Here is a 24,826-nt window from a genome sequence, read left to right on the forward strand (position 1 = left end):
CGCGCGAAGGAGAGCAGCGATGAGCGGTCTTCCGCCCGGCTGGGTGGGCGTCGTCACGGGCGCCGCGAACGGGATCGGCGCGGCCATCACCAGGCGGCTGGTCGCGGAGGGAGGCAAGGTCGTCGGCGGGGACGTCGACCACGACGCACTCGCCGCGCTCGAGGCCGACCTCGGCCCCGACGTCTTCGCCGGAGCCCGCTGCGACGTGACCGTCGAGGAGGACGTGGCCTCCCTGATCGAGCTCGCGGGCACCCGCTTCGGCGGCCTGGACGCCGTGGTGGCCAACGCCGGAGGCTCGCGGGCCCTCACCGAGATCACCGACTGTGACGCCGGCGACTGGCGCCACACCGTCGCCCTCTGCCTCGACGGGGCCTTCCTCACCGTCAAACACGCCGGCCGGGCGATGCGCGACGCGGGACGCGGCGGCGCGATCGTCACGCTGGCCAGTCTCAACGCCGTGCAGCCCGCCCGGGGCATGGCCGCCTACTGCGCGGCCAAGGCCGGGGTCGTGGCGCTGACGGAGGTCGCCGCGATGGAGCTCGGGCCCCACGGGATCCGGGTGAACGCCGTGGCCCCCGGCCTGGTCCGCACCACGGCGACCGGCCCGCTGTGGAACGTGCCGGGGCTCGTGGACGAGTACGTCGACAACACCCCGCTGGGCAGGTTCGCCGAACCCGAGGAAGTGGCGAACCTCGTCTACTTCCTCGCGTCCGACCAGGCGTCGTTCATCTCCGGCGGGCTCTACAGCGTGGACGGAGGGGCGCACACCAAGCGCTACCCCGACGCCCTGGCCGTGATCGAGCGGCTGTCGCCGCCGTGATCCCGCCGGCTCAGACGGCCGGCTTCCGGTGGAGGCGGCGCCGGTCCGGAACCTCCACCTCACCGCGCGTCATGTGCACCTTCTGCGGCACTTCTCGACAAAGGAAAAATTGGATGATAGTTTGCGTGCAATCTATTTCAAGGAAAGGAAGCGGACCCCTATGGGCTCGACGACCAGCACTATCGAAGAGGCTGCTCGGCTGGCGAGGACCGCCATCGTCATGGGACACGGCGGAGGCAGCGACTGCCTCGTCGCCAGTTTGGTGGGCGACTGGCTCACCCGCATGGGCGTAGAGCGCGTCATCCTCGGCGGCGTCGCATGCCAGTGGTGGTTGCCGCCGGGAGAGGAGCGCGTCGGCCTGAAGAGTGTCCTCGGTCCGGACTTCTACGAGCCGACCGACCTGGTGGGCGCCAAGCCGCTCAACGACCACGCCGTCATCGTCGGTGCGGACGCCTCGCTCGAAGGCCGCGCGCCGCACGAGGCGACCGCTGCCCGGAACTTCGGGGGCGAGGCGTTCATCATCTCCCTCCGCGGTGGCGGCCAGGGCGTCGGCGCGGGCATGAAGGCCGTCATCGAGCACTACGGTGCCGACCTGATCGTGAGCGTCGACGTCGGCTCCGACACCCTGTCGACGGGCGACGAGATCCGCCCGACCCAGACGTCGCTCGCCGACCACCTCACGCTCTCGGGTCTGTTGCAGCAGGACATCGTGACCTACTTCGCGCTCGCCGGATACGGCCTGGACGCCGAGATGGAGCTCGAGGAACTCGACGCGAACCTCGGTACGGCGATCCGGGGCGGATCCTTCCGGGGCGTCATCGGCGCGAGCTATCCCGCCCTGGAGAAGGTCCGTGACCTGCACGCCCAGGCGCACGACCCGATCGGCAGCCTGGTGATCAAGGCCGGCCTCGGCGAGTTCGGCCTGGAACGGGTCGTCAAGAGCAACCCGTTCGGTGAGGTCGCGCGGATCGGACCGTCAGCCGTGCCGATCTGGGTCTTCGACCCGGTGATGGTCACCAGGCTCGTCGCGAAGCACGCCGCGGACCTCATCCCGACGACGTCCCTGGCCAACGCCGAAGACGTGTACCGGTCGCTGGGCCGGGTTCCGGAGACGGGGCTGCTCCGCTTCATCGACTACGCCCGGTAGCCGGCAACGGCGGCCGCCGAGCGGCGCCCGAGCGGTTCGGTGGTGCTTGGTCGCGCGCGGCGGCGTACGGCCGCACCGCTTTCCGGCCGGCCTTTCGCACCGGTCCCGAACAGTGCACCACAGCACGAGAAAGGACGGAAACGCACATGGGTGTTCCGCTGATCGATCTCAGCGAAGGCAATGGTCGGCACCTGGCTCTGCGCGTGGCCGACGCCAGTGTGCGCGACGGCTTTTTCGCCATCACGGGTCACGGCGTCGACGCTGCCCTGATCGAGCGCATGTACGTCGCGACGAAAGCGCTGTTCGCACTTCCGGACGCGGTCAAGGACGGCCTCGTCGTCGACCCGGTGGACCCGTTCGGCCGTGGTTTCAGCAGGAGTGGCGCTGTCGCGAAGGCCAGCGATGAGGACGCCCGTCTGGTCAAGGCGGAGGCCACAGCCCCGCCGGACCTGTGCGAGGTCTTCAGCATGGCCATCGCACCTGAACGCGGCTATGCCGAGGTTCCCCACCCTGACCTGATGCGGCCCAATCACTGGCCGCCGCTCGCTCCGGGCCAGGAATGGATTCGGGAGACGTGGCTTGAGTACGCCACAGAGATGTCGCTGCTCAGCGACCGCATTATGCGACTGTTCGCGATCGCGCTCGACCTGCCGGGCACATGGTTCGAGGAATTCATCGACCGAGAGATCGGAAGCCTGACCGCGAACTACTACCCCAAGCAGTTCGCGGCGCCGAGGCCCGGCCAGATCCGGAAAGGCGAGCACACCGACTGGGGCAGCCTCACCCTGCTCTACCAGGACAGTTCGGCCGGCGGGCTACAGGTGATGGAGCTCGATGGCTCCTGGAGCGACGTCCCCGTGGTCGAGGGGGCGTTCCTCGTCAATCTCGGTGACCTGATGGCGCGCTGGACCAACGATCGTTGGCGAAGCACGGTCCACAGGGTCGTCAATCCACCGCGTTCGGGCGAGCCGACCGAGCGTTTCAGCATCCCCTACTTCCACCAGCCGAACTTCGACGCTCTCATTGAGTGCATCCCGACCTGCCTCGAGCCGGGGGAGCCACCGAAGTACGCGCCGGTCACTTCGGGGGATCATTTGCTCGGCAAGGTCTCCCGCATGTATGCGACAGCTTAGAAAGGACGACCGGTAACATTCGATGGTGGCTCAGACTCGACGCACAACCGATGCGGCTGCGGGTGAAGCAGCGGTCACCGGAAAGAACTCCTCGTCCCGGACCCGGCGCAAGGTGCCGCACGAGTTGATCGAGCAGCACTCCGCCGGCGACAGCGCGGGCTTCCTGCTTTGGCACGCCAACCTGCGGTGGCAGCGCACGATGGCGGAGGTGCTGGCGCCTTTTGGCCTGACCCACGTCCAGTTCGTCGTGCTGACGACGGTCTGGTGGCTCGGCCGCGACGGGCATCCGCCGCGGCAGCGCGATGTCGCCGAACACGGAGGCCTCGACCCGGCGATGACCTCCCAAGTCACGAACGCGCTGGTGGGCAAGCGCTGGATCGTGCGAGGCCAGGACCCGGCGGACGCACGCGCTTCGCTGCTGTACGTGACCGACCAGGGTCGAGACCTGGCCGAGGAAGCGGTGGTGGCCCTTGACCAGGCTGACCGGTCCTTCTTCGAGGCGGCCGGAGATCGGCCACGGCTGATCGGGCTCCTCCGCAAGATCGCGGATCGCGACGAACGCGGGGGCAGGTCGCACGGCTGAACAACCCCCTGCGATCCGCCGGGCACGACGGCCGGACACCCCGCAAGAGGGTGTCCGGCCGTCGTTATACGGGCCGGTGAAGGAAGAAGAACCCGTGTAAATATTGCGCGCAAACATCTTCCGTTTGGATTGCGCGCAAACTATTGTGTCGGTCACCGCCGGCCACTTGAGCCCCAGCTAGGAGTGACTGATGAAGCAACGACGCGGTGCTCGGCTTCTCGCCGGCACCCTCGTCGCGGCGATCACCGCGACCATGACCGCCTGCGGTTCCGACGACTCGAAGGACTCCGGCCCGACCGGCGCCACGACGACCGCGGCCGCGGGCTCCGCATCGAACCTGGCAGAGGTCTGCCCATCGACCATCGTCTGGCAGACCGGTTGGGTCCCGCAGGCCGAGCACGGCCCCATCTACCAGATGCTCGCCGGCGGCGTCGACATCAACGCCGGCAAGAAGCGGGTCACCGGCAGGCTGGTCGACGGCGGCATCGACACCGGCGTCAAACTCGAGGTGCGTGCCGGAGGGCCGGCTATCGGGTTCTCCAGCGTGTCGGCGCAGATGTACCTGGACAAGGACATCCTGATCGGTGGCATCAACACGGACGAGGCCATCGAGAACTCCGCGAAACAGCCGACGGTCGGCATCGCGGCCCCGGATCAGCTCAGCCCCCTGATGATTTTCTGGGATCCGGAGAAGCACTCGGACTGGAAGACCATCGCAGACGTCGGTAAGACCGACTCGAAGGTGCTGTACTTCGACGGCACGACCTACATGGCGTACCTGATCGGCGGCGGCGTTCTCAAGAAGAGCCAGGTCGACGGCGGCTTCGACGGTAGCCCGTCGACGTTCGTGGCCGGCGGTGGCGAGTACGCCCAGCAGGGCTATGCCACCCAGGACCCGTACCTGTACGAGCACGACGTGGCGCAGTACAAGAAGCCGATCAAGTATCAGCTCGTGAACGACCTCGGCTACAAGATCTATCCGGACCAGGTGTCCGTCCGCGCCGAGGACGTCACCGCCAAGGCCTCCTGCCTCAAGAGGCTCGTTCCGGTCATCCAGCGTGCGGCCGTCGCCTACCACGAGAACTCGGCGAAGGCGAACAAGCTCATCCTGGATCTCGGCGTCTACAACATCGGCGCTCCGCAGAGCGAGGGGCTGATCAAGTTCGGCAGCGAGCAGTCGAAGAGCATCGGGATGCTCGCCAATGCTCCTGACGGCGCCGTCGGCTCGTTCGACACGGCGCGTGTCCAGAAGCTCATCGACATCGATGTGCCGATCTTCGCCGCGGCGAAGAAGGTGACCAAGCCCGGTCTGAAGGCTGATGACATCGTCACCAACCGGTTCATCGACCCGTCGATCAACATCGACTGATGTCGGTCGCGACGGAGAGGAACAACGTGCCTGACGACCGGGGATCCATCGACTTCTCGGGCCTCGGGAAGGTGTTCGGCAACGGCACGCAGGCGCTGCGAGACGTCGACCTGACGGTGAACTCGGGCGAGTTCATCAGCATCGTCGGCCCCTCGGGATGCGGAAAGAGCACGCTGCTGCGGATCGCCGCCGGCCTCGACGTCCCCACGACGGGGACGTCGAGGGTCGGCGACGGCGTCATCGGTTTCGTGTTCCAGGAAGCCACCCTGCTGCACTGGCGCAACGTCGCCCAGAATGTCGAGTTGCTGATGGAGCTCCAGGGCGTGCCCAAGAAGGACCGGATCGAACGCCGCGAGGAGGCCGTCGACCTGGTCGGCCTCGGTGGGTTCCAGCGCCATTTGCCCAAGCAGTTGTCCGGCGGCATGAAGATGCGGGTCTCCATCGCGCGTGCGTTGACGCTCAATCCGGAGATCTTCCTCTTCGACGAGCCGTTCGGGGCACTGGACGAGCTCACCCGCGAGCGGCTCAACACCGAGGTGACCAGCGTGTTCGCGAACAGGCCGTTCACCGGCATGTTCGTCACGCACAACATCTTCGAGGCCGTCTTCCTGTCGACCCGCGTCGTGGTGATGTCGGGTCGCCCGGGGACGATCCTCGGGGAGGTCGAGGTGCCGCTGCCGTTTCCCCGGCCACTCGGCCTGAGGTTCGACGGTCTCTTCACCAAGCTCGTCAGCGAGGTGTCCAGCCTGCTTCGAGAGGGGGCCCAGTGAGCTTGATCGCCACCCAGTCCACGTCGCTGCCGAGCCGGCGGCCTGCCCGTCTTCTCGCGATGGTGGTGCCGCCGGCGCTCGTCTTCGCGGCCTTCGTCGGGCTCTGGTACCTGATCTCCTACAAGTTGCTGACGCCCGAACGCCGATTTCTGGTGCCGCCGCCGCATCGCGTGATCTCGGTGGGCTTCCTCGACGGCGAGAACCTGCAGGCACTGCTCAACGGCCTGCTGGTATCGACCCGGGTCGCGGCGGTCGGCCTGGTCGCCGCGATCATCATCGGCCTCGCGGTCGCGATCGCGATGAGCCAGGCCGTCTGGGCTGAACGCTCCTTGTACCCGTATGCCGTGACCTTGCAGACGATCCCGATCCTGGCGCTCGTGCCGCTGTTCGGGTTCTGGTTCGGATTCGGGTTCTTCAGCCGGGTCGTGGTGTGCACGATGATCTCGCTCTTCCCGATCATCGCGAACGCGCTGTTCGGACTGAAGTCGGTCGATCCGGCGCTGCGGGAACTCTTCGCACTCCAGCAGGTCGGTCGATGGACGAGGCTGTGGAAGCTCGACTTCCCGTTCGCGTTGACGGCGATCTTCGCCGGCTTCCGCATCTCTGCCGGGCTCTCGGTCATCGGCGCGATCGTCGGCGACTTCTTCTTCCGACAGGGCACGACCGGCATCGGCATCCTGATGTCGCTCTACATCGCTCGGCTTCAGTCCGAGTTGCTCTACGCGTCGATCATCCTGAGCGCGCTGCTCGGTATCGCGGCCTTCTGGCTTTTCAGCGGCCTTTCGTTCGTGGTCGGCAAGCGGTTCGACCGAAGCCGCGTCTGACGAGAGCTCCTGGCGCGTTCTCCCCGGCCAACGGATGGTCGGGCGAAGATTGAGGAGTCACATGGAATACCGCCGGTGCGGCCGAAGCGGCCTCGACCTGCCTGTCCTGTCCCTGGGGTTGTGGCAGAACTTCGGCCGCACCGGGCACGAGGACAGGCAGCGTGCGCTCGTCCGTCACGCGTTCGACAACGGCATGACGCACTTCGACCTGGCCAACAACTACGGCCCTCCACCCGGGTCGGCGGAGGAGCTGTTCGGACGGATCCTGCGAACCGACCTCGCCGGCAGGCGTGACGAGATCGTCGTCGCCACCAAGGCCGGCTACGAGATGTGGCCCGGCCGCTACGGGACGGGCGGCAGCCGGAAGCACATGCTGGCGAGCCTGGATGCCAGCCTGCGGCGGCTCGGACTCGACTACGTCGACATCTTCTATTCGCACCGTACCGACCCCTCCACGCCCATCGAGGAGACGATGAGCGCTCTGGAGACCGCTGTCCGCCAGGGCAAGGCCATCTACGCCGGCGTCTCCTCCTATTCGGCCGACCGGACTTCCCGAGCGGTCGAGGCGCTCGACGCGCTCGCGATCCCGCTGCTCGTGCACCAGGCGTCCTACTCGATGCTCAACCGCTGGATCGAGGACGACTTGCTCGACGTACTCGAAGGTGCGGGTGCGGGTTGCATCGGTTTCTCGCCGCTGGCGCAAGGTCTTCTGACCGACCGGTACCTGAACGGGGTTCCGGCGGGATCGCGCGCCGCCCGGTCCGGCCCGCTGAATCCGGATCGCTACTTGACGGGCGACAATCGGGAGCGGGTCCGGGCCCTGAACAAGTTCGCCGCCGAACGGCACCAGACGCTCGCGCAGATGGCACTCTCCTGGGCGTTGAGGGATCCCCGGATGACATCGGTGGTCGTGGGCGCCAGCAGCGTAAGCCAGCTCGACGACAGTCTGCGCTGTCTCGACGCGGCGGAACTCACCAACGAGGAGCTCGCCGAGATCGACCGGTACGCCACCGACGGTGACGTCGACATCTGGAGCGGCTGGCGCCTGTCCGACTAGCGCCCAGGGCGCCCACCCGGAGCGCTACTCGCTCACTCGGAGTCGAGAAGACGCAGGAACCGGAGTGTCCTCGTCCACGCGGTCCTGTTCGCCAGGGCGTTCCTTGCCGGAGTCCCGCCCAGGAGCAGCCAGCCGTCGCCGTACGGTGCGACCGTGGCGGTGGTGGGCAGGTGTGGAGGCTGGATGAGATGTCCGGCTCCTTGGATGTGGACCCGCTCCAGCGTCTTGCCGGCCGGGACCTCCATCCGCAGCGGCGGGAGAACGGTGTCGTCCCCGGTCGTCACCAGGAGAGTCGGGACGGTGGTCCGCGGACCTCGGGCGCGCGTTGTCCGAAATGCGGTGCCCGGCGCGAACAGTTCGCCGGCGTGCGGCGGCTCGACGTGCCCCATGGGCATGCCGCTCGGTGCCCCGGGTCCTGACCACGGCTGGAGATCGGAGTGCAGCGCCGACACGCCGGGGAAGCTCGGGACCATCGCGGCCACCCCGGCCACGGCGGGATGGGTCGCGCCGAGCACGAGCGCCAGCTCCCCGCCCTTGGAGACGCCGTAGACCGCGAACGGACCGGTTCCGGCCAGGTCCTCCGCGGCGGCGGCGAGGTACTCCAGAGGTACCTCCTCAAGCCGATCGCGCAGACCTGCGGCCCCGAAGTAGGTGAGCGCCATGCTCGGGTGACCGTGGGCGGCCATCAGCGCGGCGGCGAGATCGTTCTGGCCGCCTTCGGATCCGCCGAGAACGAGAACCGGGATCCGCTTCGGCCGGGCCGGCAGATAGACAGTCCCGATCAAACCCTTGGTGGCCGGGCGCTGTTCGACGTCGGGGCCGTCGGCGAACCTCTGGACCGCGGTGACGTCGACGATTTCTCCGTGCTGACGGACGTGCACCGTCGACGTCACCGGGTCGGCGGCGGTCGACGGGACCGCCGCGCCGGTGGTGCATCGCTGTGACCAGAAGATGCCCATCGACGAACGGCCGACATACGTGCCGGCGATTGACCGCATCCGACCGGTGTCAACCACTCCGTCACGGTCGGCGGCGAAGGTGCCCAGCGAAACCCAACTGTCGGCTCCGTGAGTCGTCGTGACAGAGACCGTGGTCGGCCGGCCGGGCGACAGTCCTCGGAACGTGAGGCCGCAGACCGCGTCGATGCGTACAGGCGTGGGGTTCATCGAAGCGCGCCGGACAGGGGAGCCGGCCGGTTCGCGTCCTTGTACAGGAGGTAGCGGAACCGTCCGGGGCCGCCCGCGTAGCAGGCCTGCGGACAGAACGCTCGGAGCCACATGAAATCACCCGCCTCGACCTCGACCCAATCGGTGTTGAGGAGATACACCGCCTTCCCCTCGAGAACGTAGAGGCCGTGTTCCATGACGTGGGTCTCCGGGAACGGGATCGATCCTCCGGGTTCGAAGTTGACGATGTTGACGTGCATGTCGTGCCGCAGATCGGCGATGTCCACGAACCGGGTGGTCGACCAGGTGCCGCCCGTGCCGGGCATGTCGATCGGCGTGACGTCCCGCTCCCGGGTGACGAACGCCTCCGGGACATCGAGTCCGGCCGCGTGCTGGTAGGTCTTCCGGATCCAGTGGAACGACGCGATGTCCGGACCGATGTTGTGAAGCGTCCAGCGGGCTCCCGGCGGCAGGTAGGCGTAGGAGCCCGCGGTCAGGCCGTGGGTCGTGCCCTCGATCGTCAAGGTCGGCGCGCCGCCGACGACGAACAGGACGGCCTCCGCCCCGGCGTCGGCCTCCGGGTTCTCGGAGCCGCCACCCGGGGAGACCTCGACGATGTACTGGCTGAACGTCTCGGCGAACCCCGTGAGGGGACGGGCGAGGACCCAGAGTCTCGTCCACTGCCACCCGGGAAGGTAGGACGCGGTGATGTCGCTCTGTGTCCGTGCCGGGATCACGGCGTACGCCTCGGTGAACCGTGCCCGATCCGTCGTCAGCGCGCTCTGAGGCGGCAACCCGCCCGCGGGAACGTGGTAGTTGGTCATTGCCCTCTCCTCAGCAGCCGGCCACGCGGGGGCAGACCGTCGTCGACGGTGATCCCGCGCAGCCAGGTCTCGCGGACGACGCCGGTGAGCCGACGACCGGCGTACGCCGACACCGGGTTGCGGTGGTGAAGACGCGATACGTCCACGCCGAACTCCTCGTCGGGCGCGAAGCGCACCAGGTCCGCGTCGGCGCCGATACCGATCCGGCCCTTCCTGAACAGACCGACGCGGCTCGCCGGCGCGGTCGCGGTCCAGCGGATCACGTCGGTCAGGTCATGTCCGCGAAGGCGAGCACCGGTCCACACCGCCGACAGTCCCAGCTGGAGCGATGCGATGCCGCCCCAGGCCGTGCCGAAGTCGCCGTCGCCACGCAGCTTGAGCTCCGGAGTGCACGGTGAGTGGTCGGAGACGATGAAATCGACGGTCCCGTCGGCAACGGCCAGCCAGAGTGCGTCCCGGTTGTCCGCCTCGCGGATCGGCGGGCAGCACTTGAACTCCGTCGCGCCGTCGGGGACGTCCGCCGCCGCGAACGTGAGGTAGTGCGGGCAGGTCTCGACGGTCAGGTCGACCCCGCGACGGCGGGCGTCCCGGATCATCGGAACCGCGTCCGCTGCGCTCAGGTGCACGACGTGCGCGCGGCCGCCGGTCTTCGCCGCCAGGCGGATGACCAGTTCGATCGCCGCCACCTCGGACGCCTGCGGCCGCGAGGCCAGGAAGCCGGCATAGCTCCTGCCGGCCAGGGCCGACTCGTCCAGAAGGTGGCCGTCCTCGGCGTGAACGATCACCAGCGCGCCGATGCGGGCGCACTCCCCCATCACACGGGCGAACGGCCCGGGGTCGAGATGGCCGAACTCCGGCACGCCGGAGCCGAGCAGGAAGCATTTGAATCCGAAGACGCCGGCGGCGTACATGGGTGCGAGATCGGAGAGATTGCCCGGCACCGCGCCGCCCCAGAAGCCGACGTCGACATGCGCCTGACCCGCCGCGGCCTCCCGCTTCAGGCGTAGGTTCTCGACCGTCGTCGTCGGTGGCACCGAGTTCAGGGGCATGTCGAGGATCGTGGTCACGCCGCCCGCGGCCGCCGCGCGGGTCGCGCTCGCGAAACCCTCCCACTCGGTGCGCCCTGGCTCGTTGACGTGAACATGCGTGTCGACCAGGCCGGGCAGCAACACTTCGTCCTCGGCCAACCGCACCGTGCGCGCGGCTGCCGGTGGCTCGTCGTGCCCGGTGAGGGTCACGATCCTCCCGCCGATCACGCCGACCGATACCGGTCGTTCCGTGTCGTCGACGACCGCGCGCCGCGCGCGGATCACCAGGTCGAGTTCAGCTGCCACGGTAGGTCGCGTAGCCGTAGGGGCTGAGCAGCAGCGGAACGTGGTGGTGGTCCTCCGCGTCGACGACGGTGAAGATGACGATCACCTCCGGGTAGAAGCCGTCGACGTAGGTTCCGGTATCAAAGCGCAGGACGTGGTCGCCGGCGGCCAGTGATCCGGTTCCGATGGCGGCGATGCGTCCGTTGGAGTCGGTGACACCTTCGGCGACGTACCGGCCGTCGCGCGTCTCGAGCGTGACGTGAACCCCGGCCGCCGGTCGGCCCAGGGCTGTATCCAGGACGTGAGTGGACAACCCGCTCATGACAACGCCGCTTCCAGCCGGAGGAGTGCGATCTGCCGGAGATTCTCGATCGTCTCCGCGCGCTCGGTGGCGTCATCGTTGTGGAGCCGTCTTTCGAGCTCGGCGAGGATCTCCTCCCCGTCCCGCCCGGCGGCGCGGATGATGAACACCCGGCTGAAGCGCTCCTCGTACGCCGCGTTGCCGGACGCCAGCCTCGCGGCGGTGCCATCGACCGCCAGATCGATGCCGGACTGCTCAAGTCGTGACTGTGCGCCGCCGTGCTCGCCGATCCGCGGATGGCCGGACAGAGCCTGGACCAGTTCCTCGTCGGTGAGCTCACCCGACGCCCGGACCGCCGCGGCCAGCACCCCGGCGGCGTTCGTGTACGGATGTCCGGCGAGTACCTCGTCCGCCCATCGGGGGATCGCGAGGCAGCCGAGGAGCACGTCCCGGGTGACCACCATCAGCGGAATCCGGGTTCGGCCGGCCAGGCGTCGCGGGCGGTGGGCGCGTCGTCGCGGATGACCTGAGCCTCGATGAGTCCGCAGGGCCGGTCCGCGGCGTTGAAGACCTCGCCGTCATTGGTGAGTCCGTTGACCCGGAAATCGGAGAAGTCGACAAGGAAATGATGTTTGTTCGGTGCGGAGAAGCGCACCTCCGCCAGAGCGTCCTGCGATTCGAGGAGCGCGACGCCCATCACGTACAAGGTCTCCTGCAACGCCCGTGAATAGGTGCCGGCGAACGTTCTCAGGAGGGTGGTCACCGCTGCTTCGTATGACCGGTTCCAGTCCACGCCGGTGCCGGTGTGCCGCCATGTGGCCGCGAGCGAGGTGGCGAGGATCCGGTCGTCGGTTTCGGGGAGCGTGGTGTACTCGTCTTTGAGGAAGCCCTTGAACTCCGAGCCGGTCGAGTTGAGGACGACCAGATCCTCGACGCCGGTCAGCACCTGGGTGTCCCACTCGTCGCGGGCGTCGCCTCGCGTGATCGTGACGACGCAGGTACGGACGCCGCCGCCTCGGCGCACGAACGAGTGGTCACCGATGCGGTCCCAGGCGTACTCCTGGACGCGAACCCGCACCTGGCGCGCCGCGGGCGTCGCCGTGACGAGACGCTTGCCGAGGGCGATCGCGTAGTCCTCGATCGAGTCGGCGCCGTGCGTCTTGGCGTAGGCGAACGCCGTGTTCTTCTGGCTGTCGGTGGGCATGATCATCGACTGGTCGCCGATCGTGTGAGCACGGTCGAAGTCGCCGCGCAACGACGTCGACACATTGAGATCGCGGATCTCGTGCATCGGGGTGTCGCGATAGATGCGGACGACGCGGGTCTCCGCCTTGCCGTACTGGTTCATTCCCAGCACCGTGGACATGCGTTCTCCTGTCGTTGGACGTGAGCGAAAGACTGCGCCGGACGAACACGTGCGGCACCTCCGCGATCTCGTGGCCGCCCACCGCCACGCGTCGACTGACGTTGGTTCCCTTCGCCGGACGGATCCCGGTTCCTCGGCCGGAGCTCAGGCGTCGAGTACCAGCCACGGTGACGTGGCCCGGGAGACGCAGATCAACATGTGGTCCGCACGCCGTGCGTCGCTCAGGAGCGCATCGCGGTGCTCCGGCGCGCCCTCGAGAACACGGGTCTCGCAGGTACCGCAGATTCCTTCGCGGCACGAGCCGAAGATCGGGGATCCGAGCTCCTCGGCGACGTCGAGGATCGACTCGTTCTCCGAAACGGTCCGGGTCACGCCCAGCCGGCGGAACTCGACGTCGACGGGCGTGTCTTGGAAGGTGCCGGGTTCCGGTTGGACCGCGGTGAAGCGCTCCAGGTGCGGCGCGGGAAGGCCGAGCTCCTGGCATGTGGCGACGACGGCTTCGAGCATCGGCGCGGGGCCGCAGCTGTAGACCGCCGTGTTCCGCGACGCCCCGCAGAGGATGGATCGCAGGTCGGGGAAGCCATGCTCGTCCTCGGCGATGACATGTACTTTGTCGGGGTAGGTGGCCGCGAAGTCGGCAGCGAACGCCATCCGGGACCGCTTCCGCCCCGCGTAGTGGAGTCGCCATCGCGCACCGGTCGCGGCGGCTGCCGCGACCATTGGCCTGATGGGCGTGATGCCGATTCCACCGGCAAGGAAGAGGTACTCCTCGGCGGCGGCGAACGGGAAGTGGTTGCGCGGCCCTCGAACCTGGAGGACGGCACCGGCCTGGAGCCGGTCGCACAGATGGCGCGACCCTCCCCGACCGTGGCGGTCGCCGAGTACGGCGACCCGCCATTCCCGGTTGTCGGACGGATCCCCGCAAAGGGAGTACTGCCGGGTGAGCGTACCGAGTGTCGGGGTGGGGAAGATCAGATCGATGTGTGATCCGGCGTCCCAGCGAGGGAGCGGACCGCCGTCCGCGCGATGCAGGGTCAGTCCCACGACGTCTTCGGCGAGGTCGGTCCGCTCGGCGACGACGACGTCGAGGACGGCGTTCGTGTCAGGGCCCGCGCTCGCGATCCCCGGATCCGGAGACTCCGTTCGTGCTGAGGTGGCGACTCTGGTCGCACTGATCTGGTCGGCGTGCACGGGACACAACTCCTTGAGCCCGGGTTCCTGCCTGGCGCCCGCTGGTTCTTGGTGACCCGGGTCGGCGCACGGAGGCGATCGATCAGGACTGCGGAGGAGTCCTTCTACCGCTTTCCGGCTGGCGCGCGGAACTGTCGGTCAATTTTAGTTCGTACCTTTATTATTTGGCAATGGGGAGGGTGACGAATGATCGGAACGTTGCGCGGAACCGGTCGACGTCCGCGTCGAGCCCGACCTGGACGGCCGCCCCCTCGCCGAGGGCGTTGCCGTCCCCGGCCGAGGCCGAGACGTGCGCGCGCCGGGCCACAGGCCGAAGGTCGGCGACCGTCGTCCCCCAGGCGGCACCTCCGCCTATGTCGACCTGGAGGTCGACGATCTCGGCGTCGACGAACGTGGGGTCGGTGCAGACCATGGCCGCGAGGAGGTCGTGGCAGGGAGTCTCGCCCGGAGCGCACAGCATGCCGGCGTGACGGCCGTAGTACGCGAGGCGGCCGGCCAGGAACTTCGCCGCGGGTGTCCGGCTCGCCGCGAGGTCGCCGAACTCGCGCTCGGTGAGTGTGGCCCGGTGTGTCACGTCCAGTCCGACCATGCGGGGTGGGGTCGCCCAGGATGTGCGGAGTACGACATCGGCCGCGGACGGATCGTGCGCGATGTTCGCCTCCGCGGTCGGACGCGCGTTGCCGCCTGCGCGGGCACTGCCGCCCATGAAGGTGAGGGTCGCACCGTCAGGCCGGAGTGCGCCGCTGGTGATACCGGCGCCGAGGTTGGTCATCGGGCCGAGCGCGAGCACCGATGTGCCCGCCCGGCACAGTTCATCGAATGCGTCGAGGACCGACTTTCCGGCTTCCGGTGGGTGGATCGGTGGCTTCCGCTCGAGATCCGCGAGTCCGTCATATCCGTGGATCATCACCGGCCGCTGTGTTCGCGGCGCGGGAGCGGTCTGGTCGCGGCCCGAGAACACGGGGACGTGACCGGCGCCGGCGGCCTCGAGGATGAACCGCAGGTTGATGGCGGCCTGCGCGGCCGGCACGCTTCCGCCGACCGCGGTGACGGCGACCAGATCGACGTCAGGGTTGCGGCACAACCACCAGAGCGCGGCTGCGTCGTCGATGCCGCCGTCGCTGTCTACGATTAGTCTCACGGATGTTCTCATTCACTGTTCAAGTCGGATTGGGGTCTGGGCCGCGGAACTCGGGTCCGCGATTTTCGGCCTTGTCGGAAGGACCTTGTTGTGCCGCTGAGCAAGAAAATGCAAGACGAGATCGCAGCTCTTGAGGCGCTTCCGATGGACCAGCTCGAAGACGCGCTCCGCCGGCATTCGGCCGGCACCACTCCGGGCTTCCTGCTGAGGCACGCGGCGTTGCGCTGGCAGCGCGAGGTGGCCTCGGCCCTCGCCGGCATGTCGTTGACGCACGTGCAGTTCCTCGTGCTGAGCAGTGCGTGGTGGCTGGGCCGCGAAGGCGACATGCCCAACCAACGGGCGATCGCCGCCCATGCGGGCCTCGAGCCGGTCCTGACGTCCCAGGTCCTGAAAGTCCTCGAACGCGACGGCCACATCAGCCGTGATCGGGACACTCGCGACGCCAGGGCCGTCAGGGTCCGGGTGACCGAGAACGGGAAGCTTCTGGCGCGGAGATGCGTCGTGATCCTGGACAAGCTCGGTGCGGAGTTCTTCGCGGATGCCATGGCCACGGAGGGTTTCCTTGACGCGATCCGAGGCCTGGCCGGCCGGGACCTGACCGGCGACGAGGTGCGGTAGCACCTCGCGACCGGCGCCGGTCTCGGTCGCACGGACTGCTCAGCGCCGCTGCTGGATCGAGGCGCGTGCCGCGTCCGCGAACGGTCGCGACCAGGTCCGGTCGGGCGGGGCCAGGGAACTCTCCTGGGCGAGCTCGGCCAGGATGCGCCGGTACTCCACCGTCATCCGGTCGGTCCGGGTGTGCATCTCGGTCTGGATCTCGAGCGGGAACTCGGGTCGGATCTGCTCCAGTAGTTCCTTGTCCTCACTCTGAATGAGCCGGTCGAGCGCGATGATCTCCTTCCTCTTCTCCTCGTCCGGATCGTCGTTCCGGGCGATGAACTGGCAGAAGAGGGTGTGCTCGTCGTCGATCGGGGTCGCCGTCTTGAACAGCACGTGCCGCAGGCCGTTCTCATACTCCATGACGTCCTTGAAGACGAAGGGCCGCACGAGCTGTGAGTTGGTCGTCCGGGTCGTGAAGTCGCCGGTCAGGCCCGTGTTGCGGCGCTGCTCCGGCGTGAGTCGCGAGATGTAGGAGACTCGCGATCGCAGCTTGTGGCCGTCGCGCTCGACCTGCATGTCGTTCATCCGGGGATTGGCCGACGAGCCGATCGTGTTGCGGTGGGTCCAGGCGAGGTGAGAGACGTCGAGCGCGTTGTCGATGACGCGGGGTGCGGACGCCTGCCAGACCTCCATCAGTTCGTGGATCAGGGTGAACCCGGGGTCGAGGGCCTCGTCGAGCACCGGGATCCCGGCGCGGGGCATTCCGGGGCAGAGCCAGATCAGGCCGTATTTCTCCTCGACGAGGACGGACAGGGCGCGGGCCCGCGGTGGGATCGGCTGGTCGGGGTCGTTCTGCGGGATTCGCTCACACGCCCCCGAGGCGCCGAACGCCCAGCCGTGGTACCCGCAGACAAGAGCGCCGTCCTCGACCCAGCCCTGGCTGAGGCGGGATCCGCGGTGGGGACACTCATCGACGGCTGCGCCGATGGCGTCGTCCCTGCCGCGCCACAGGACATAGTCCTCGCCGAGGACTCGAGTGCGCCGGGGCACATCGGTGATCTCCCGCGCGTAGGCGACGGGGTACCAGTATTCGGTGAAGGCCGGGACCTGACTGACGAGCATCTTCGTTTCCTTTCGATTCGAGGGCTGAGGGCGCGTCGAGGTCGACGGTGGTCATGCCGCTGCTCCGTGGGCTTTGACCAGCTGCGCTCGCGCGGCGAGAGCGTCGGCCTCGATCTGGGTTCGGGAACCGTGGACCAGTTCGCCGCGGCTGACCACGAGCCGGCCGTTGACGAGGACCGAGTCCACTCGGCGGTCGGCGCCGCCGAAGACCAGATGGGTGGCCGCTCGCGTGAACTCCGCGGGGTCGGCCGGATCGGCGGACTCCGGGGTGGCGGCGATGACCACATCGGCGAATCGGCCGACGGCCAGCATGCCGACCTGATCACTCAGGCCGAGTGCTCGGGCGCCGCCCATCGTGCCCATCCGCAGAGCCCGTGCGGCGGAGATCACGCCGGCTCCGCAGCGCGGGCGGTGCACGAGGGCCGCCATCCGGAGCTCCTCGAACCCGTCCAAGCTGTTGTTGCAGGCGGCCCCGTCGGTGCCGATCGAGACGTTGACGCCCGCTTCGAGCATCTCGGGGACCAGCGCGATCCCGGAACCGAGCTTGAGGTTTGCCGAAGGGCAGTGCGCCACGGTGGTGCCGGTGGACGCCAGCATCTCGCGCTCCTCCTCGGAGAGCCACACGCAGTGCGCGAGCACCGACAGGGGACCCAGGGCGCCGAGATCGTGCAAATAGTGGACGTCTCGTGCGGCGTTGGCGTCGGCGACGCGACGTGCCTGGCCCCGGTTCTCGTTGACATGGGTGTGGACGACGAGGTCCAGCCGGCGCGCGAGGTCGAGTGCTCGGCTCCACAGTTCGTCGGTGGCGGCCGAGGGAGCGCGAGGTGCGACCGCCGCGTGCAGCCGGCCGTCGGCCGCGCCGTGCCATCTCGCGACCAGCCGGTCGAGGTCGTGCCAAGCGGCCGCGGTGTCCTCGGCCCACAAAGCGGTCCCGGGTTCCTGACGATCCATCAGCGCCTTACCGATGAACGCCCTGGCACCCAGGTCGGCTGCGGCCTCGAACGCCGCGTCGGTGTGCAGCGCCGTTTCCATCGCATTGACGGTGGTGGTGCCCGACAGGAGCAGTTGGGCCATGCCCCATCGCGCGGACGCGGCGGCGGTCTCCACTGTGTGGAGTCGCTCGAGCGGCCAGATCCGTTGGTCGAGCCAGGCCATGACGTCGAGATCCTCGGCCAGGCCGCGGAACAGCGTCTGACACAGGTGGACGTGGGTCTGGACGAGGCCGGGGGTGACCCAGCAGCCGGTCGCGTCCACCTCGACGTCGCCTCCTCGTGAGGCCACGGTGCCGATCTCGACGATGCGGCGGCCCTCGATGGCGACGTCGGCCCGGAGAGTGCCTGCGAGCCCGTTCGTGACCACGGTCCCGTTGCGAACGACAGTCCTACCCACGACGCACTCCAATCGATTACGGTACGCATAATAAAGGTACGAACTATTTCGGTCCACCCTTGGAGGTTCGCGTGGGCGCGGTCATCGTCCTCGGATCGATCAACCGGGACGTCTTCTTCCGGGTGCCGTCGCTCCCGGCCCCGCGCGAGACGGGGCCGGGAGCGGACACCTGCACCGGTCTCGGCGGCAAGGGCGCGAACGCGACGCTCGACCTGAACCTGCTGATCGACGGCCTGGAGACCAGACTCCGCTCCGTCGACGTCCTGCGCCGCGTGGACGTCCTTGTCCTGAACGCGGGTGAGGCTACTGAGCCGGCCGCCACGACGGGGACAGGGCCGCCGCCGGCGACACTTGATCTTGGCCGGATGGGCAACGCGGCGTGCGCCGTACGCGGTCCCGGCACCACACCGATTTTTCCTGACGCGACCGCGGTCGAGGTCTGAGGGGCATCGCGTGGATCTCGGACTCAGCGGCAAGGCGGTCTTGGTCACCGGCGGGTCGGGTCTTCTGGGCTCCGCGATCGTGCGGAGGCTGGCGACCGAAGGCGCCGTGCCGATCATCCACTACCGGAGCCGGGTCGCCGCCGCTCACGCTCTGGCCGACGACACGGGAGGCTTCGCTCTTCAGGCGAGCCTGCTCGTGGAGTCCGAGGTGGACGCGCTGATCGAGCGCGCGGTCGAAAGCGCCGGCCCTCTCACCGGTGTGGTCGCCAACGCCGGGGGATGGCCGGGTCCGCCCGTGCAGACGCGGAACCTGACACTCGAGCGGTGGCGTACGACCCTGGACCAGAACCTCACCGTCGCGTTCCTCACCGCCCGCGCCTACCTGAAGCACGTGCGCGAGGTCGGTCACGGCTCGCTCGTGTTCGTCGGGTCGGCGGCCGCCCATTTCGGTGAAGACGGCTACGCCGATTACGCCGCCGCCAAGTCGGCGGTGACGCACGGCCTCGTCCGGACCTTGGCACGCGAAATCGTCGAGTCGGCTCCACACGGAAGGGTGAACGCGGTCTCCCCGACGTGGGTGCCTCCGTCGGCCCACGCCGAAGCCGCGGCGGAACAACGCCTGAAGCGAGCCCTGGCGACGGTTCCCCTTGGCCGGCCCGCGACGTCGCGCGATGTCGCGTCGGTGGTGGCATGGCTGCTGTCCGACGCTGTCGCCGGCTACGTGACGGGTGAGGTGATCCAGGTGACCGGTGGCATGTCCGGCAAGATCCTGCCGCGCCCATCCGGCGAGGGGTGAGAGCGGACCTGAGCGAACACGACCCCGGCCATCAGCCTGCGCCAGCAACGGCTCGATCCGTCTCCAGGCCCCCTAGATGTCGAACTCGCCTCGCTTGATCCGGGCGATCAACGAATTCCAGGCGGCAGCATCGAAGGCCAGCACACCGCCGTCAGGCTCCTTCGAGTCGCGTACAGCACGCAGACCGACCAGGCCCGCGATCTCCACGCAGTTCTCGCCGGCCGGTGAACTGCGACTGCTCTTGCGCCATACAGCGTGTGAGAGATCGATGGAGGTCATGGGAGTGGGACTCACATCTCCTTGATCATGGCGGTGATGCACTCCGCCGATGCCACGTACCCCGACGGATCCGGGCCTCCGATGTCGAACTCGCCCCGCTTGATCCGGCCGATCAACGAGCTCCAGACAGCGGTATCGAAGGCCAGCACACCGCCATCTGGGTCCTTGGAATCACGCACGGCTCGCATGCCGTCCAGGCCCGCGATCTCCACGCAGTTGTCGCCGGTGCCGCTTCGACGGGACTTACGCCATCGAGGGCGTACTGGTTCGATCATGTGGGAGGCGCTCCTTGCGACTAGGGCCCGTCCTGTGCCAGTGCGGCGATGAGGTGGACCGACTCGGCCGGGGGCATCGCTGCGCTGCAGATGGTTTCCAGAGCAAGCCTAATGCGGGTGACCTCTTCGGCGCTTTCGAGGTAGATGTCCCCCATCGGGCCTTCGGCGTAGGCGACGTCGAGTTCGGCGTCATCGGCGAAGCCGAGCAGTTCCATCGAGCCTTCGAGCCCCAGGTGCGCACCGCTGTCGAAGGGCATGATCTGGATCGTGACGTTGGGGCGCTGTGCGGCTTCGACGAGAGCCGAGAACTGCTTGCGCATCACTTCGGGGCCGCCTATGCCGCGGCGCAGCACCGCCTCGTCGAGGACGGCATGCAGTCGTGGGGCATCAGGGCGACGCAGCAGCATGCCCCGGTTCATCCGGGCCATCACACGTCGATGGATGGTGGCAGGGTCTTCAGAACGCAGGCTGATGATCCCGTGGGCGTATTCCTCGGTCTGGAGTAGGCCGGGCACGAGTTGCGGTTCCCACGCGCAGATGCTGCTGGCCTCGTCCTCCAGGGCCACGATGCTGCCGCTGAAGACGTCGGCATAGGCCGTCCACCAGCCGCGCTTCCAGGATTCCTTAGCCAGTTGGATGAGTGCGGCGTGGGTGGCACTGTCGACGCCGTACAACGCGAGCGCCGCGGTGATGTCGGAGGTCTTGGGTTGGGTCTGGGCCTTCTCGATACGGATGAGCTTGCTCAGTGACCAGCCCAGTTGGCGCGCAGCCTGGCTGGGGGTCAGTTCCGCGCGCTCGCGGAACTTGCGCAACTCAAAGGCCAGGCGTCGGCCGCGGGTGGTGGGGCTGGATACGACTGCCATGTCCCAGAGTCCTCCTTGTGCGATCAGCACTGTGCGATTAGGGCGTGCGTGCAAATCTCATGCTAGTCATGCCACTTGCATGCCACGCGTGAGAGTGGTTAGCTGTGCACATAGCGTAGTCACCTGATCACTGACAAGGAGCGGCTACCGCGCAGTTGCTCCAAACTCCGGACGGAGACGACTCCGATGATCAATGGAGATCTGCAACAACCGGCCCGACGCCCCCAGCAAACGACTCCCGATGTTCGCGAGCCGGCCGTGCTCGGGAGGATCGACATTTCCGCGGAGGTGGAGCAGGTGAAAACGGCGCGGCGCTGGCTGCGCGGCCTGCTCGGTGAAGATCACCCCGCCGCGTTCTGGGTCGAACTGCTGGGCTGCGAGCTGGTCACCAACGCCGTCCTGCACTCGGACTCGGCCCGGCCGGACGAGGACGGGCGGCCCGGGACGGTGTCCATCGCGGCATGGTCCATCGGGAAGGGGATCCGCGTGGAGGTCACCGACGCCGGGTCGACCTGCCGCGCCCCCGTGCCCGTCGACGCCGGCGTCCACGCCACCTCCGGCCGCGGGTTGGCCATGCTTCACGACCTCACCGACGGGCGGTGCGGCACCTGGAGCGACGCGAAGGGCCGCACCGTGTGGTTCCTGCTCGACACCGACTCCACGGCTCTCGCCGATGGGGACGGGTCGTGACCCGCCTGTCCCGGCCGTCTCGACGACCGGGACAGGCAGGCGAGGAGGGGACGCCTCGTTCCTAGCGGGCGAGGAACTCGGTGCGGGCGATGATGGCGGTGTCGGGGTTGTCGCTGAACAGCCCGTCGATGCCCGTGCGGTAGAAGAGGTCGTACTCCTTGAGCGCCTGCCCGTACGCGCCGGGCGCGGTCCCGTTGCGCAGGTCGGCGGGCAGGAACTGGTTCTCGTTCCGGAAGGTGTAGGGGCTGACCTTCAGACCGGCGGCGTGCGCGTCCTTCACCAGCGGGGTGGGCGTGCCGATCGTCCCGTCGGCCTTGTTGGGGATCACCAGGGTCTTCTCGGGACCGATCCAGTCGGCGTAGGTGCTGATCTCCTTGAGGCCGGCCGGGGTGACCATCTCGGCGTAGGTGGGTCCCTGGCCGCCGGCGACGGTGTCGTACGGGGCGCCGGAGGTGGAGAGGGCCTGGAGCACCGGGACGCTCAGCGCCTTGTCGAGGGTGCGGAGGCTGGTCGGCTCGAACGACTGGACGATGGCGCGCCCGTCGCGGTGGTCCAGGCCGTTGCGCTTGAGGGTGGAGATGAGGGTGTTCTCCAGCGGCAGCCCGATGGAGCGGAAGTAGGTCGGGTGCTTGGTCTCGGGGAAGATCCCGACGCGGCGGCGGTGCTCGCGGCCCAGCCGCTTGGCCAGGTCGACGACCTCCTGCAGGGTCGGGACCTGGTAGCGGCCGTTGTAGAGGGTGTTGTGCTGGCGGACGTCGGGCAGCCGCTCGACGGCGCGCAGCGTCATCAGCTCGGCGAGCGTGAAGTCCTCGGTGAACCAGCCCGTGACCGGGCGCCCGTCGATCGTCTTGGTCGTCCTGCGGCCCGCGAACTCCGTACGGGTGCCGACGTCGGTCGTCCCGCCGATCTCGTTCTCGTGCCGCGCCACCAGCTGGCCGTCCTTGGTCGGCACCAGGTCCGGCTCGATGTAGTCGGCGCCCATCTGGACGGCCAGCTCGTACGAGGCGAGGGTGTGCTCGGGGCGGTAGCCCGAGGCACCGCGGTGGCCGAGCACGATCGGCGCCGCCCTGCCGCGCTCGGCGGGCGCGGCGGTGGCCGGGGCCGCGACCGTCAGCAGCGGCAGCAGGACGGCGGCCGCGCCCAGCAGCGCGACCCCGCGCCGCCTCCCCCGCTGGATCCTCCGTGTCGTTCCACCGGCGGCCATGTCGGCTCCTTTCGCCGCGGCCCTCCGTGCGACCCTCGCCGGGAGATCACCGCGCGCGCCGGAAACGTACCGAGATGGCCGCGACCGGCCCAGGGCCCGCCCGGTGACGGCCCGGCCAACCTTGATCGTCATACTGGTGAACGCACACGGCCGGAATGCGTCACAGTGAGAGAGGCTCCCGTAACACTCCGGGAATGCGCCCGAAACATTTGGCCGGATCATCGGAGATGTGCCTCCGCGAAACGCGCGCTCCGCGCCCTCCGCGCCCTTTCCGCCCACTCCCCCCGCGCCGTCCGGGCCTTCCGGCCGGTACCTCCCGATCGAGGAACACGGCATCGTCGGCGATCTGCGGACCGTCGCCCTGGTCGGCACCGACGGGACGATCGACTGGTACTGCCCGGCCCGGTTCGACGCCCCCTCGCTGTTCGGCTCGCTGCTGGACGCCCGCAAGGGCGGCTACTTCTCGCTGTCGTGCCGGACGACGACCCGGCCCAAGCAGCTCTACCTGCCCGACACCAACATCCTGATGACCCGCTTCCTCACGGCCGAGGCGGTCGGCGAGATCATCGACTTCATGGTGCCGGAGACCAGCGGCGTCGCGCCGCCGCGCGACCTGCTGGTCCGGCAGGCCAGGGCGGTGCGCGGGCAGGCGACCTTCGAGCTGTGCTGCCGTCCCGCCTTCGACTACGCCCGCGCCCCGCACACCGTCGACCTGGTCGAGGGGGTCGGCGCGGTGTTCACCTCGGCGGCCGGGCGCTGCGTGCTGCGCTCCAGCGTCCCGCTGCGGATCGACGCGGACGGGCTCGGGGCGACGGCGACGTTCACCCTGGACGAGGGCGAGACCGTGGACCTGGTCCTGGAGTGGAACGGCGAGACGCACCCGCTGGTCCCCGGCGAGGCCGACGAGCTGTTCCTGCGCACCTCCGACTTCTGGCAGCGCTGGGTCGGGCAGTCCCGCTACAAGGGCCGGTGGCGGGAGATGGTGCACCGCTCGGCGCTGGCGCTCAAGCTGCTGGTGTACCACCCGACGGGCGCGCTGATCGCCGCGCCGACCACGTCGCTGCCCGAGCACCTGGGCGGGGTCCGCAACTGGGACTACCGCTACAGCTGGCTGCGGGACGCCGCGTTCACCATCTACGCGCTGATGACGCTGGGCTTCCTGGAGGAGGCCGCCGCGTTCATGGAGTGGATCGAGCGGCGCTGCGAATCCGCGACTTTGGAACGCGACATAATGATCATGTACGCGGTGGACGGCAGCGACAAGATCCCCGAGCAGGTGCTGGACCACCTGGACGGCTACATGGGCTCCAAGCCGGTCCGCATCGGCAACAACGCGGTCGGGCAGCGCCAGCTGGACGTGTACGGCGAGATCATGGACTCGGTCTACCTCTACAACCGCGAGGTGCCGATCTCCTACTCGCTCTGGGACGCGCTGTCCAAACGGCTGGACTGGCTGGCCGACCACTGGGAGGAGCCCGACGAGGGCGTCTGGGAGGTGCGCGGCCCGCGCCAGCGCTTCACCTACTCCAGCCTGATGACCTGGGTGGCGTTCGAGCGCGCGGGACGGATCGCGCGCGACCGCGGCCTGCCCGCCCCGGTGGGCGAGTGGCACGACCTGGCCGCGAAGGCGTACCGGTTCGTCCAGCAGCAGTGCTGGGACCCCGACCTGGGCAGCTACGTCATGCACCCCGGCAGCAAGCAGCTGGACGCCTCGCTGCTGTGCATGCCGCTGCTCAAGTTCTCCGGCCCGACCGACCCGCGCTTCCTGATGACGCTGGAGCGGATCGGCAAGGACCTGGTCTCCGACAGCCTGGTGCACCGCTACGCCATCAACGGCCACGACGGGCTGGCGGGCGAGGAGGGGACGTTCAACCTCTGCTCGTTCTGGTACGTGGAGGCGCTCACCCGGGCGGGGCAGGTCAGGGAGGCGCGGATGGTCTTCGAGAAGATGCTCACCTACGCCAACCACGTCGGCCTGTACGCCGAGGAGATCGGCGCGTCCGGGGAGGCCCTGGGGAACTTCCCGCAGGCGTTCACGCACCTGGCGCTCATCAGCGCCGCCGTCAACCTGGACCGTGCCCTGGACCGTTCCTGACCCATCGCCATCGACCTGCAGAAACACCCCCTTCACTCTGCGTTGCGTTCCTTGTCGACTGTTCC

General features: G+C 68.5%; 27 protein-coding genes. 13 read left to right on the plus strand and 14 right to left on the minus strand.

Annotation, left to right across the window (positions count from 1 at the left end):
* The first annotated feature begins 19 nt into the window (after positions 1 to 19).
* From ACZ466_RS03025 to mgrA, 8 genes are all read left to right on the plus strand, one after another.
* Positions 20 to 820 carry an SDR family NAD(P)-dependent oxidoreductase gene (locus ACZ466_RS03025; protein ID WP_378285673.1) on the plus strand — a complete coding sequence of 267 codons (801 nt, stop codon included), beginning with the start codon at positions 20 to 22 and terminating at the stop codon, positions 818 to 820.
* Between the two features lie 28 nt (positions 821 to 848).
* The gene (locus ACZ466_RS03030; protein WP_378285674.1) at positions 849 to 1,967 is read left to right on the plus strand and encodes a DUF1152 domain-containing protein; all 1,119 of its coding nucleotides are present in this window, start codon (positions 849 to 851) and stop codon (positions 1,965 to 1,967) included.
* Between the two features lie 146 nt (positions 1,968 to 2,113).
* Positions 2,114 to 3,100, plus strand: coding sequence for an isopenicillin N synthase family dioxygenase (locus tag ACZ466_RS03035; protein ID WP_378285675.1), 987 nt, complete (start codon positions 2,114 to 2,116; stop codon positions 3,098 to 3,100).
* A gap of 124 nt (positions 3,101 to 3,224) precedes the next feature.
* The gene (locus ACZ466_RS03040; RefSeq protein ID WP_378285676.1) at positions 3,225 to 3,683 is read left to right on the plus strand and encodes a MarR family winged helix-turn-helix transcriptional regulator; all 459 of its coding nucleotides are present in this window, start codon (positions 3,225 to 3,227) and stop codon (positions 3,681 to 3,683) included.
* A gap of 190 nt (positions 3,684 to 3,873) precedes the next feature.
* Positions 3,874 to 5,052: a substrate-binding domain-containing protein gene (locus ACZ466_RS03045; RefSeq protein WP_378285677.1), complete on the plus strand. Its 1,179-nt coding sequence runs from the start codon at positions 3,874 to 3,876 to the stop codon at positions 5,050 to 5,052.
* A gap of 26 nt (positions 5,053 to 5,078) precedes the next feature.
* Positions 5,079 to 5,822, plus strand: coding sequence for an ABC transporter ATP-binding protein (locus tag ACZ466_RS03050; RefSeq protein ID WP_464042778.1), 744 nt, complete (start codon positions 5,079 to 5,081; stop codon positions 5,820 to 5,822).
* Positions 5,819 to 6,646 carry an ABC transporter permease gene (locus tag ACZ466_RS03055; protein WP_378285679.1) on the plus strand — a complete coding sequence of 276 codons (828 nt, stop codon included), beginning with the start codon at positions 5,819 to 5,821 and terminating at the stop codon, positions 6,644 to 6,646. Before ACZ466_RS03050 ends, ACZ466_RS03055 begins: the two co-directional genes overlap by 4 nt.
* 61 nt (positions 6,647 to 6,707) lie before the next feature.
* Positions 6,708 to 7,703 carry an L-glyceraldehyde 3-phosphate reductase gene (gene mgrA, locus ACZ466_RS03060; protein ID WP_378285680.1) on the plus strand — a complete coding sequence of 332 codons (996 nt, stop codon included), beginning with the start codon at positions 6,708 to 6,710 and terminating at the stop codon, positions 7,701 to 7,703.
* 32 nt (positions 7,704 to 7,735) lie between these two features.
* On the opposite strand, the gene ACZ466_RS03065 is transcribed toward mgrA, so the two are convergent.
* From ACZ466_RS03065 to ACZ466_RS03100, 8 genes are all read right to left on the minus strand, one after another.
* Positions 7,736 to 8,869, minus strand: coding sequence for an acyl-CoA thioesterase/BAAT N-terminal domain-containing protein (locus tag ACZ466_RS03065; RefSeq protein ID WP_464042780.1), 1,134 nt, complete (start codon positions 8,867 to 8,869; stop codon positions 7,736 to 7,738).
* A complete protein-coding gene (locus ACZ466_RS03070) occupies positions 8,866 to 9,693 on the minus strand; it encodes a bifunctional allantoicase/(S)-ureidoglycine aminohydrolase (protein WP_378285681.1) in 828 nt (275 codons plus the stop codon). The genes ACZ466_RS03065 and ACZ466_RS03070 overlap by 4 nt, the downstream gene beginning before the upstream one ends.
* On the minus strand, positions 9,690 to 11,027 hold the full coding sequence (allB, locus tag ACZ466_RS03075) for an allantoinase AllB (RefSeq protein ID WP_378285682.1): 1,338 nt from the start codon (positions 11,025 to 11,027) through the stop codon (positions 9,690 to 9,692). Before allB ends, ACZ466_RS03070 begins: the two co-directional genes overlap by 4 nt.
* Positions 11,017 to 11,328 (minus strand): hydroxyisourate hydrolase, encoded by a 312-nt coding sequence (uraH, locus tag ACZ466_RS03080; protein WP_378285683.1) that lies wholly within the window; start codon positions 11,326 to 11,328, stop codon positions 11,017 to 11,019. Before uraH ends, allB begins: the two co-directional genes overlap by 11 nt.
* Complete coding sequence (locus ACZ466_RS03085) at positions 11,325 to 11,771, minus strand: 2-oxo-4-hydroxy-4-carboxy-5-ureidoimidazoline decarboxylase (RefSeq protein ID WP_378285684.1); 447 nt, start codon at positions 11,769 to 11,771, stop codon at positions 11,325 to 11,327. The genes uraH and ACZ466_RS03085 overlap by 4 nt, the downstream gene beginning before the upstream one ends.
* Entirely contained in the window at positions 11,771 to 12,673 is a 903-nt protein-coding gene (pucL, locus tag ACZ466_RS03090; protein ID WP_378285685.1) for a factor-independent urate hydroxylase, read from the minus strand. The genes ACZ466_RS03085 and pucL overlap by 1 nt, the downstream gene beginning before the upstream one ends.
* A 144-nt stretch (positions 12,674 to 12,817) precedes the next feature.
* Positions 12,818 to 13,864: a PDR/VanB family oxidoreductase gene (locus tag ACZ466_RS03095; RefSeq protein ID WP_378285686.1), complete on the minus strand. Its 1,047-nt coding sequence runs from the start codon at positions 13,862 to 13,864 to the stop codon at positions 12,818 to 12,820.
* Positions 13,865 to 14,024: 160 nt separating this feature from the next.
* Positions 14,025 to 15,005: a nucleoside hydrolase gene (locus ACZ466_RS03100; protein ID WP_464042783.1), complete on the minus strand. Its 981-nt coding sequence runs from the start codon at positions 15,003 to 15,005 to the stop codon at positions 14,025 to 14,027.
* Between the two features lie 90 nt (positions 15,006 to 15,095).
* Here ACZ466_RS03100 and ACZ466_RS03105 point away from each other — a divergent pair, with 90 nt between their 5' ends.
* Positions 15,096 to 15,623 carry a MarR family winged helix-turn-helix transcriptional regulator gene (locus ACZ466_RS03105; RefSeq protein WP_378285688.1) on the plus strand — a complete coding sequence of 176 codons (528 nt, stop codon included), beginning with the start codon at positions 15,096 to 15,098 and terminating at the stop codon, positions 15,621 to 15,623.
* 39 nt (positions 15,624 to 15,662) lie between these two features.
* Here the strand turns inward: ACZ466_RS03105 and ACZ466_RS03110 are convergent, their stop codons facing one another.
* Both ACZ466_RS03110 and ACZ466_RS03115 read right to left on the minus strand, forming a co-directional pair.
* Positions 15,663 to 16,727 (minus strand): Rieske 2Fe-2S domain-containing protein, encoded by a 1,065-nt coding sequence (locus ACZ466_RS03110; protein WP_378285689.1) that lies wholly within the window; start codon positions 16,725 to 16,727, stop codon positions 15,663 to 15,665.
* A 51-nt stretch (positions 16,728 to 16,778) separates the two neighbouring features.
* Positions 16,779 to 18,128, minus strand: coding sequence for an amidohydrolase family protein (locus ACZ466_RS03115; protein WP_464042785.1), 1,350 nt, complete (start codon positions 18,126 to 18,128; stop codon positions 16,779 to 16,781).
* Between the two features lie 59 nt (positions 18,129 to 18,187).
* Between ACZ466_RS03115 and ACZ466_RS03120 the strand changes: the two genes are divergently transcribed.
* Together ACZ466_RS03120 and ACZ466_RS03125 are read left to right on the plus strand one after the other, a co-directional pair.
* On the plus strand, positions 18,188 to 18,559 hold the full coding sequence (locus tag ACZ466_RS03120; RefSeq protein ID WP_464042787.1) for a hypothetical protein: 372 nt from the start codon (positions 18,188 to 18,190) through the stop codon (positions 18,557 to 18,559).
* Between the two features lie 10 nt (positions 18,560 to 18,569).
* Positions 18,570 to 19,355 (plus strand): SDR family NAD(P)-dependent oxidoreductase, encoded by a 786-nt coding sequence (locus ACZ466_RS03125; RefSeq protein ID WP_378285692.1) that lies wholly within the window; start codon positions 18,570 to 18,572, stop codon positions 19,353 to 19,355.
* Between the two features lie 72 nt (positions 19,356 to 19,427).
* Here ACZ466_RS03125 and ACZ466_RS03130 read toward each other — a convergent pair whose 3' ends face one another.
* Genes ACZ466_RS03130 through ACZ466_RS03140 form a run of 3 tightly spaced genes read right to left on the minus strand, consistent with a single transcriptional unit; the run spans position 19,428 to position 20,772 of the window.
* Complete coding sequence (locus tag ACZ466_RS03130; RefSeq protein ID WP_378285693.1) at positions 19,428 to 19,634, minus strand: DUF397 domain-containing protein; 207 nt, start codon at positions 19,632 to 19,634, stop codon at positions 19,428 to 19,430.
* A gap of 11 nt (positions 19,635 to 19,645) precedes the next feature.
* Positions 19,646 to 19,909 (minus strand): DUF397 domain-containing protein, encoded by a 264-nt coding sequence (locus tag ACZ466_RS03135; RefSeq protein WP_378285694.1) that lies wholly within the window; start codon positions 19,907 to 19,909, stop codon positions 19,646 to 19,648.
* Positions 19,910 to 19,929: 20 nt separating this feature from the next.
* Positions 19,930 to 20,772, minus strand: a complete 843-nt coding sequence (locus tag ACZ466_RS03140; RefSeq protein WP_378285695.1) for a helix-turn-helix domain-containing protein — start codon at positions 20,770 to 20,772, stop codon at positions 19,930 to 19,932.
* A 186-nt stretch (positions 20,773 to 20,958) separates the two neighbouring features.
* Here ACZ466_RS03140 and ACZ466_RS03145 point away from each other — a divergent pair, with 186 nt between their 5' ends.
* On the plus strand, positions 20,959 to 21,462 hold the full coding sequence (locus ACZ466_RS03145; RefSeq protein WP_378285696.1) for an ATP-binding protein: 504 nt from the start codon (positions 20,959 to 20,961) through the stop codon (positions 21,460 to 21,462).
* A gap of 61 nt (positions 21,463 to 21,523) precedes the next feature.
* On the opposite strand, the gene ACZ466_RS03150 is transcribed toward ACZ466_RS03145, so the two are convergent.
* Complete coding sequence (locus ACZ466_RS03150; protein WP_378285697.1) at positions 21,524 to 22,666, minus strand: glycerophosphodiester phosphodiesterase; 1,143 nt, start codon at positions 22,664 to 22,666, stop codon at positions 21,524 to 21,526.
* A 229-nt stretch (positions 22,667 to 22,895) separates the two neighbouring features.
* On the opposite strand from ACZ466_RS03150, the gene ACZ466_RS03155 reads away from it, so the two are divergent.
* On the plus strand, positions 22,896 to 24,761 hold the full coding sequence (locus tag ACZ466_RS03155; protein WP_378285698.1) for a glycoside hydrolase family 15 protein: 1,866 nt from the start codon (positions 22,896 to 22,898) through the stop codon (positions 24,759 to 24,761).
* Positions 24,762 to 24,826 lie beyond the last annotated feature (65 nt).

It is taken from the genome of Actinomadura rugatobispora, assembly GCF_055379765.1.

What these genes read in the sequence shown, in the direction of transcription:
- ACZ466_RS03025 (WP_378285673.1), top strand. Translation starts at nt 20, where the DNA reads ATGAGCGGTCTTCCGCCCGGCTGGGTGGGCGTCGTCACGGGCGCCGCG.
- ACZ466_RS03035 (WP_378285675.1), top strand. Translation starts at nt 2,114, where the DNA reads ATGGGTGTTCCGCTGATCGATCTCAGCGAAGGCAATGGTCGGCACCTG.
- ACZ466_RS03045 (WP_378285677.1), top strand. Translation starts at nt 3,874, where the DNA reads ATGAAGCAACGACGCGGTGCTCGGCTTCTCGCCGGCACCCTCGTCGCG.
- mgrA (WP_378285680.1), top strand. Translation starts at nt 6,708, where the DNA reads ATGGAATACCGCCGGTGCGGCCGAAGCGGCCTCGACCTGCCTGTCCTG.
- ACZ466_RS03065 (WP_464042780.1), bottom strand. Translation starts at nt 8,869, where the DNA reads ATGAACCCCACGCCTGTACGCATCGACGCGGTCTGCGGCCTCACGTTC.
- ACZ466_RS03070 (WP_378285681.1), bottom strand. Translation starts at nt 9,693, where the DNA reads ATGACCAACTACCACGTTCCCGCGGGCGGGTTGCCGCCTCAGAGCGCG.
- uraH (WP_378285683.1), bottom strand. Translation starts at nt 11,328, where the DNA reads ATGAGCGGGTTGTCCACTCACGTCCTGGATACAGCCCTGGGCCGACCG.
- ACZ466_RS03085 (WP_378285684.1), bottom strand. Translation starts at nt 11,771, where the DNA reads ATGGTGGTCACCCGGGACGTGCTCCTCGGCTGCCTCGCGATCCCCCGA.
- pucL (WP_378285685.1), bottom strand. Translation starts at nt 12,673, where the DNA reads ATGTCCACGGTGCTGGGAATGAACCAGTACGGCAAGGCGGAGACCCGC.
- ACZ466_RS03110 (WP_378285689.1), bottom strand. Translation starts at nt 16,727, where the DNA reads ATGCTCGTCAGTCAGGTCCCGGCCTTCACCGAATACTGGTACCCCGTC.
- ACZ466_RS03130 (WP_378285693.1), bottom strand. Translation starts at nt 19,634, where the DNA reads ATGACCTCCATCGATCTCTCACACGCTGTATGGCGCAAGAGCAGTCGC.
- ACZ466_RS03135 (WP_378285694.1), bottom strand. Translation starts at nt 19,909, where the DNA reads ATGATCGAACCAGTACGCCCTCGATGGCGTAAGTCCCGTCGAAGCGGC.
- ACZ466_RS03140 (WP_378285695.1), bottom strand. Translation starts at nt 20,772, where the DNA reads ATGGCAGTCGTATCCAGCCCCACCACCCGCGGCCGACGCCTGGCCTTT.
- ACZ466_RS03145 (WP_378285696.1), top strand. Translation starts at nt 20,959, where the DNA reads ATGATCAATGGAGATCTGCAACAACCGGCCCGACGCCCCCAGCAAACG.
- ACZ466_RS03150 (WP_378285697.1), bottom strand. Translation starts at nt 22,666, where the DNA reads ATGGCCGCCGGTGGAACGACACGGAGGATCCAGCGGGGGAGGCGGCGC.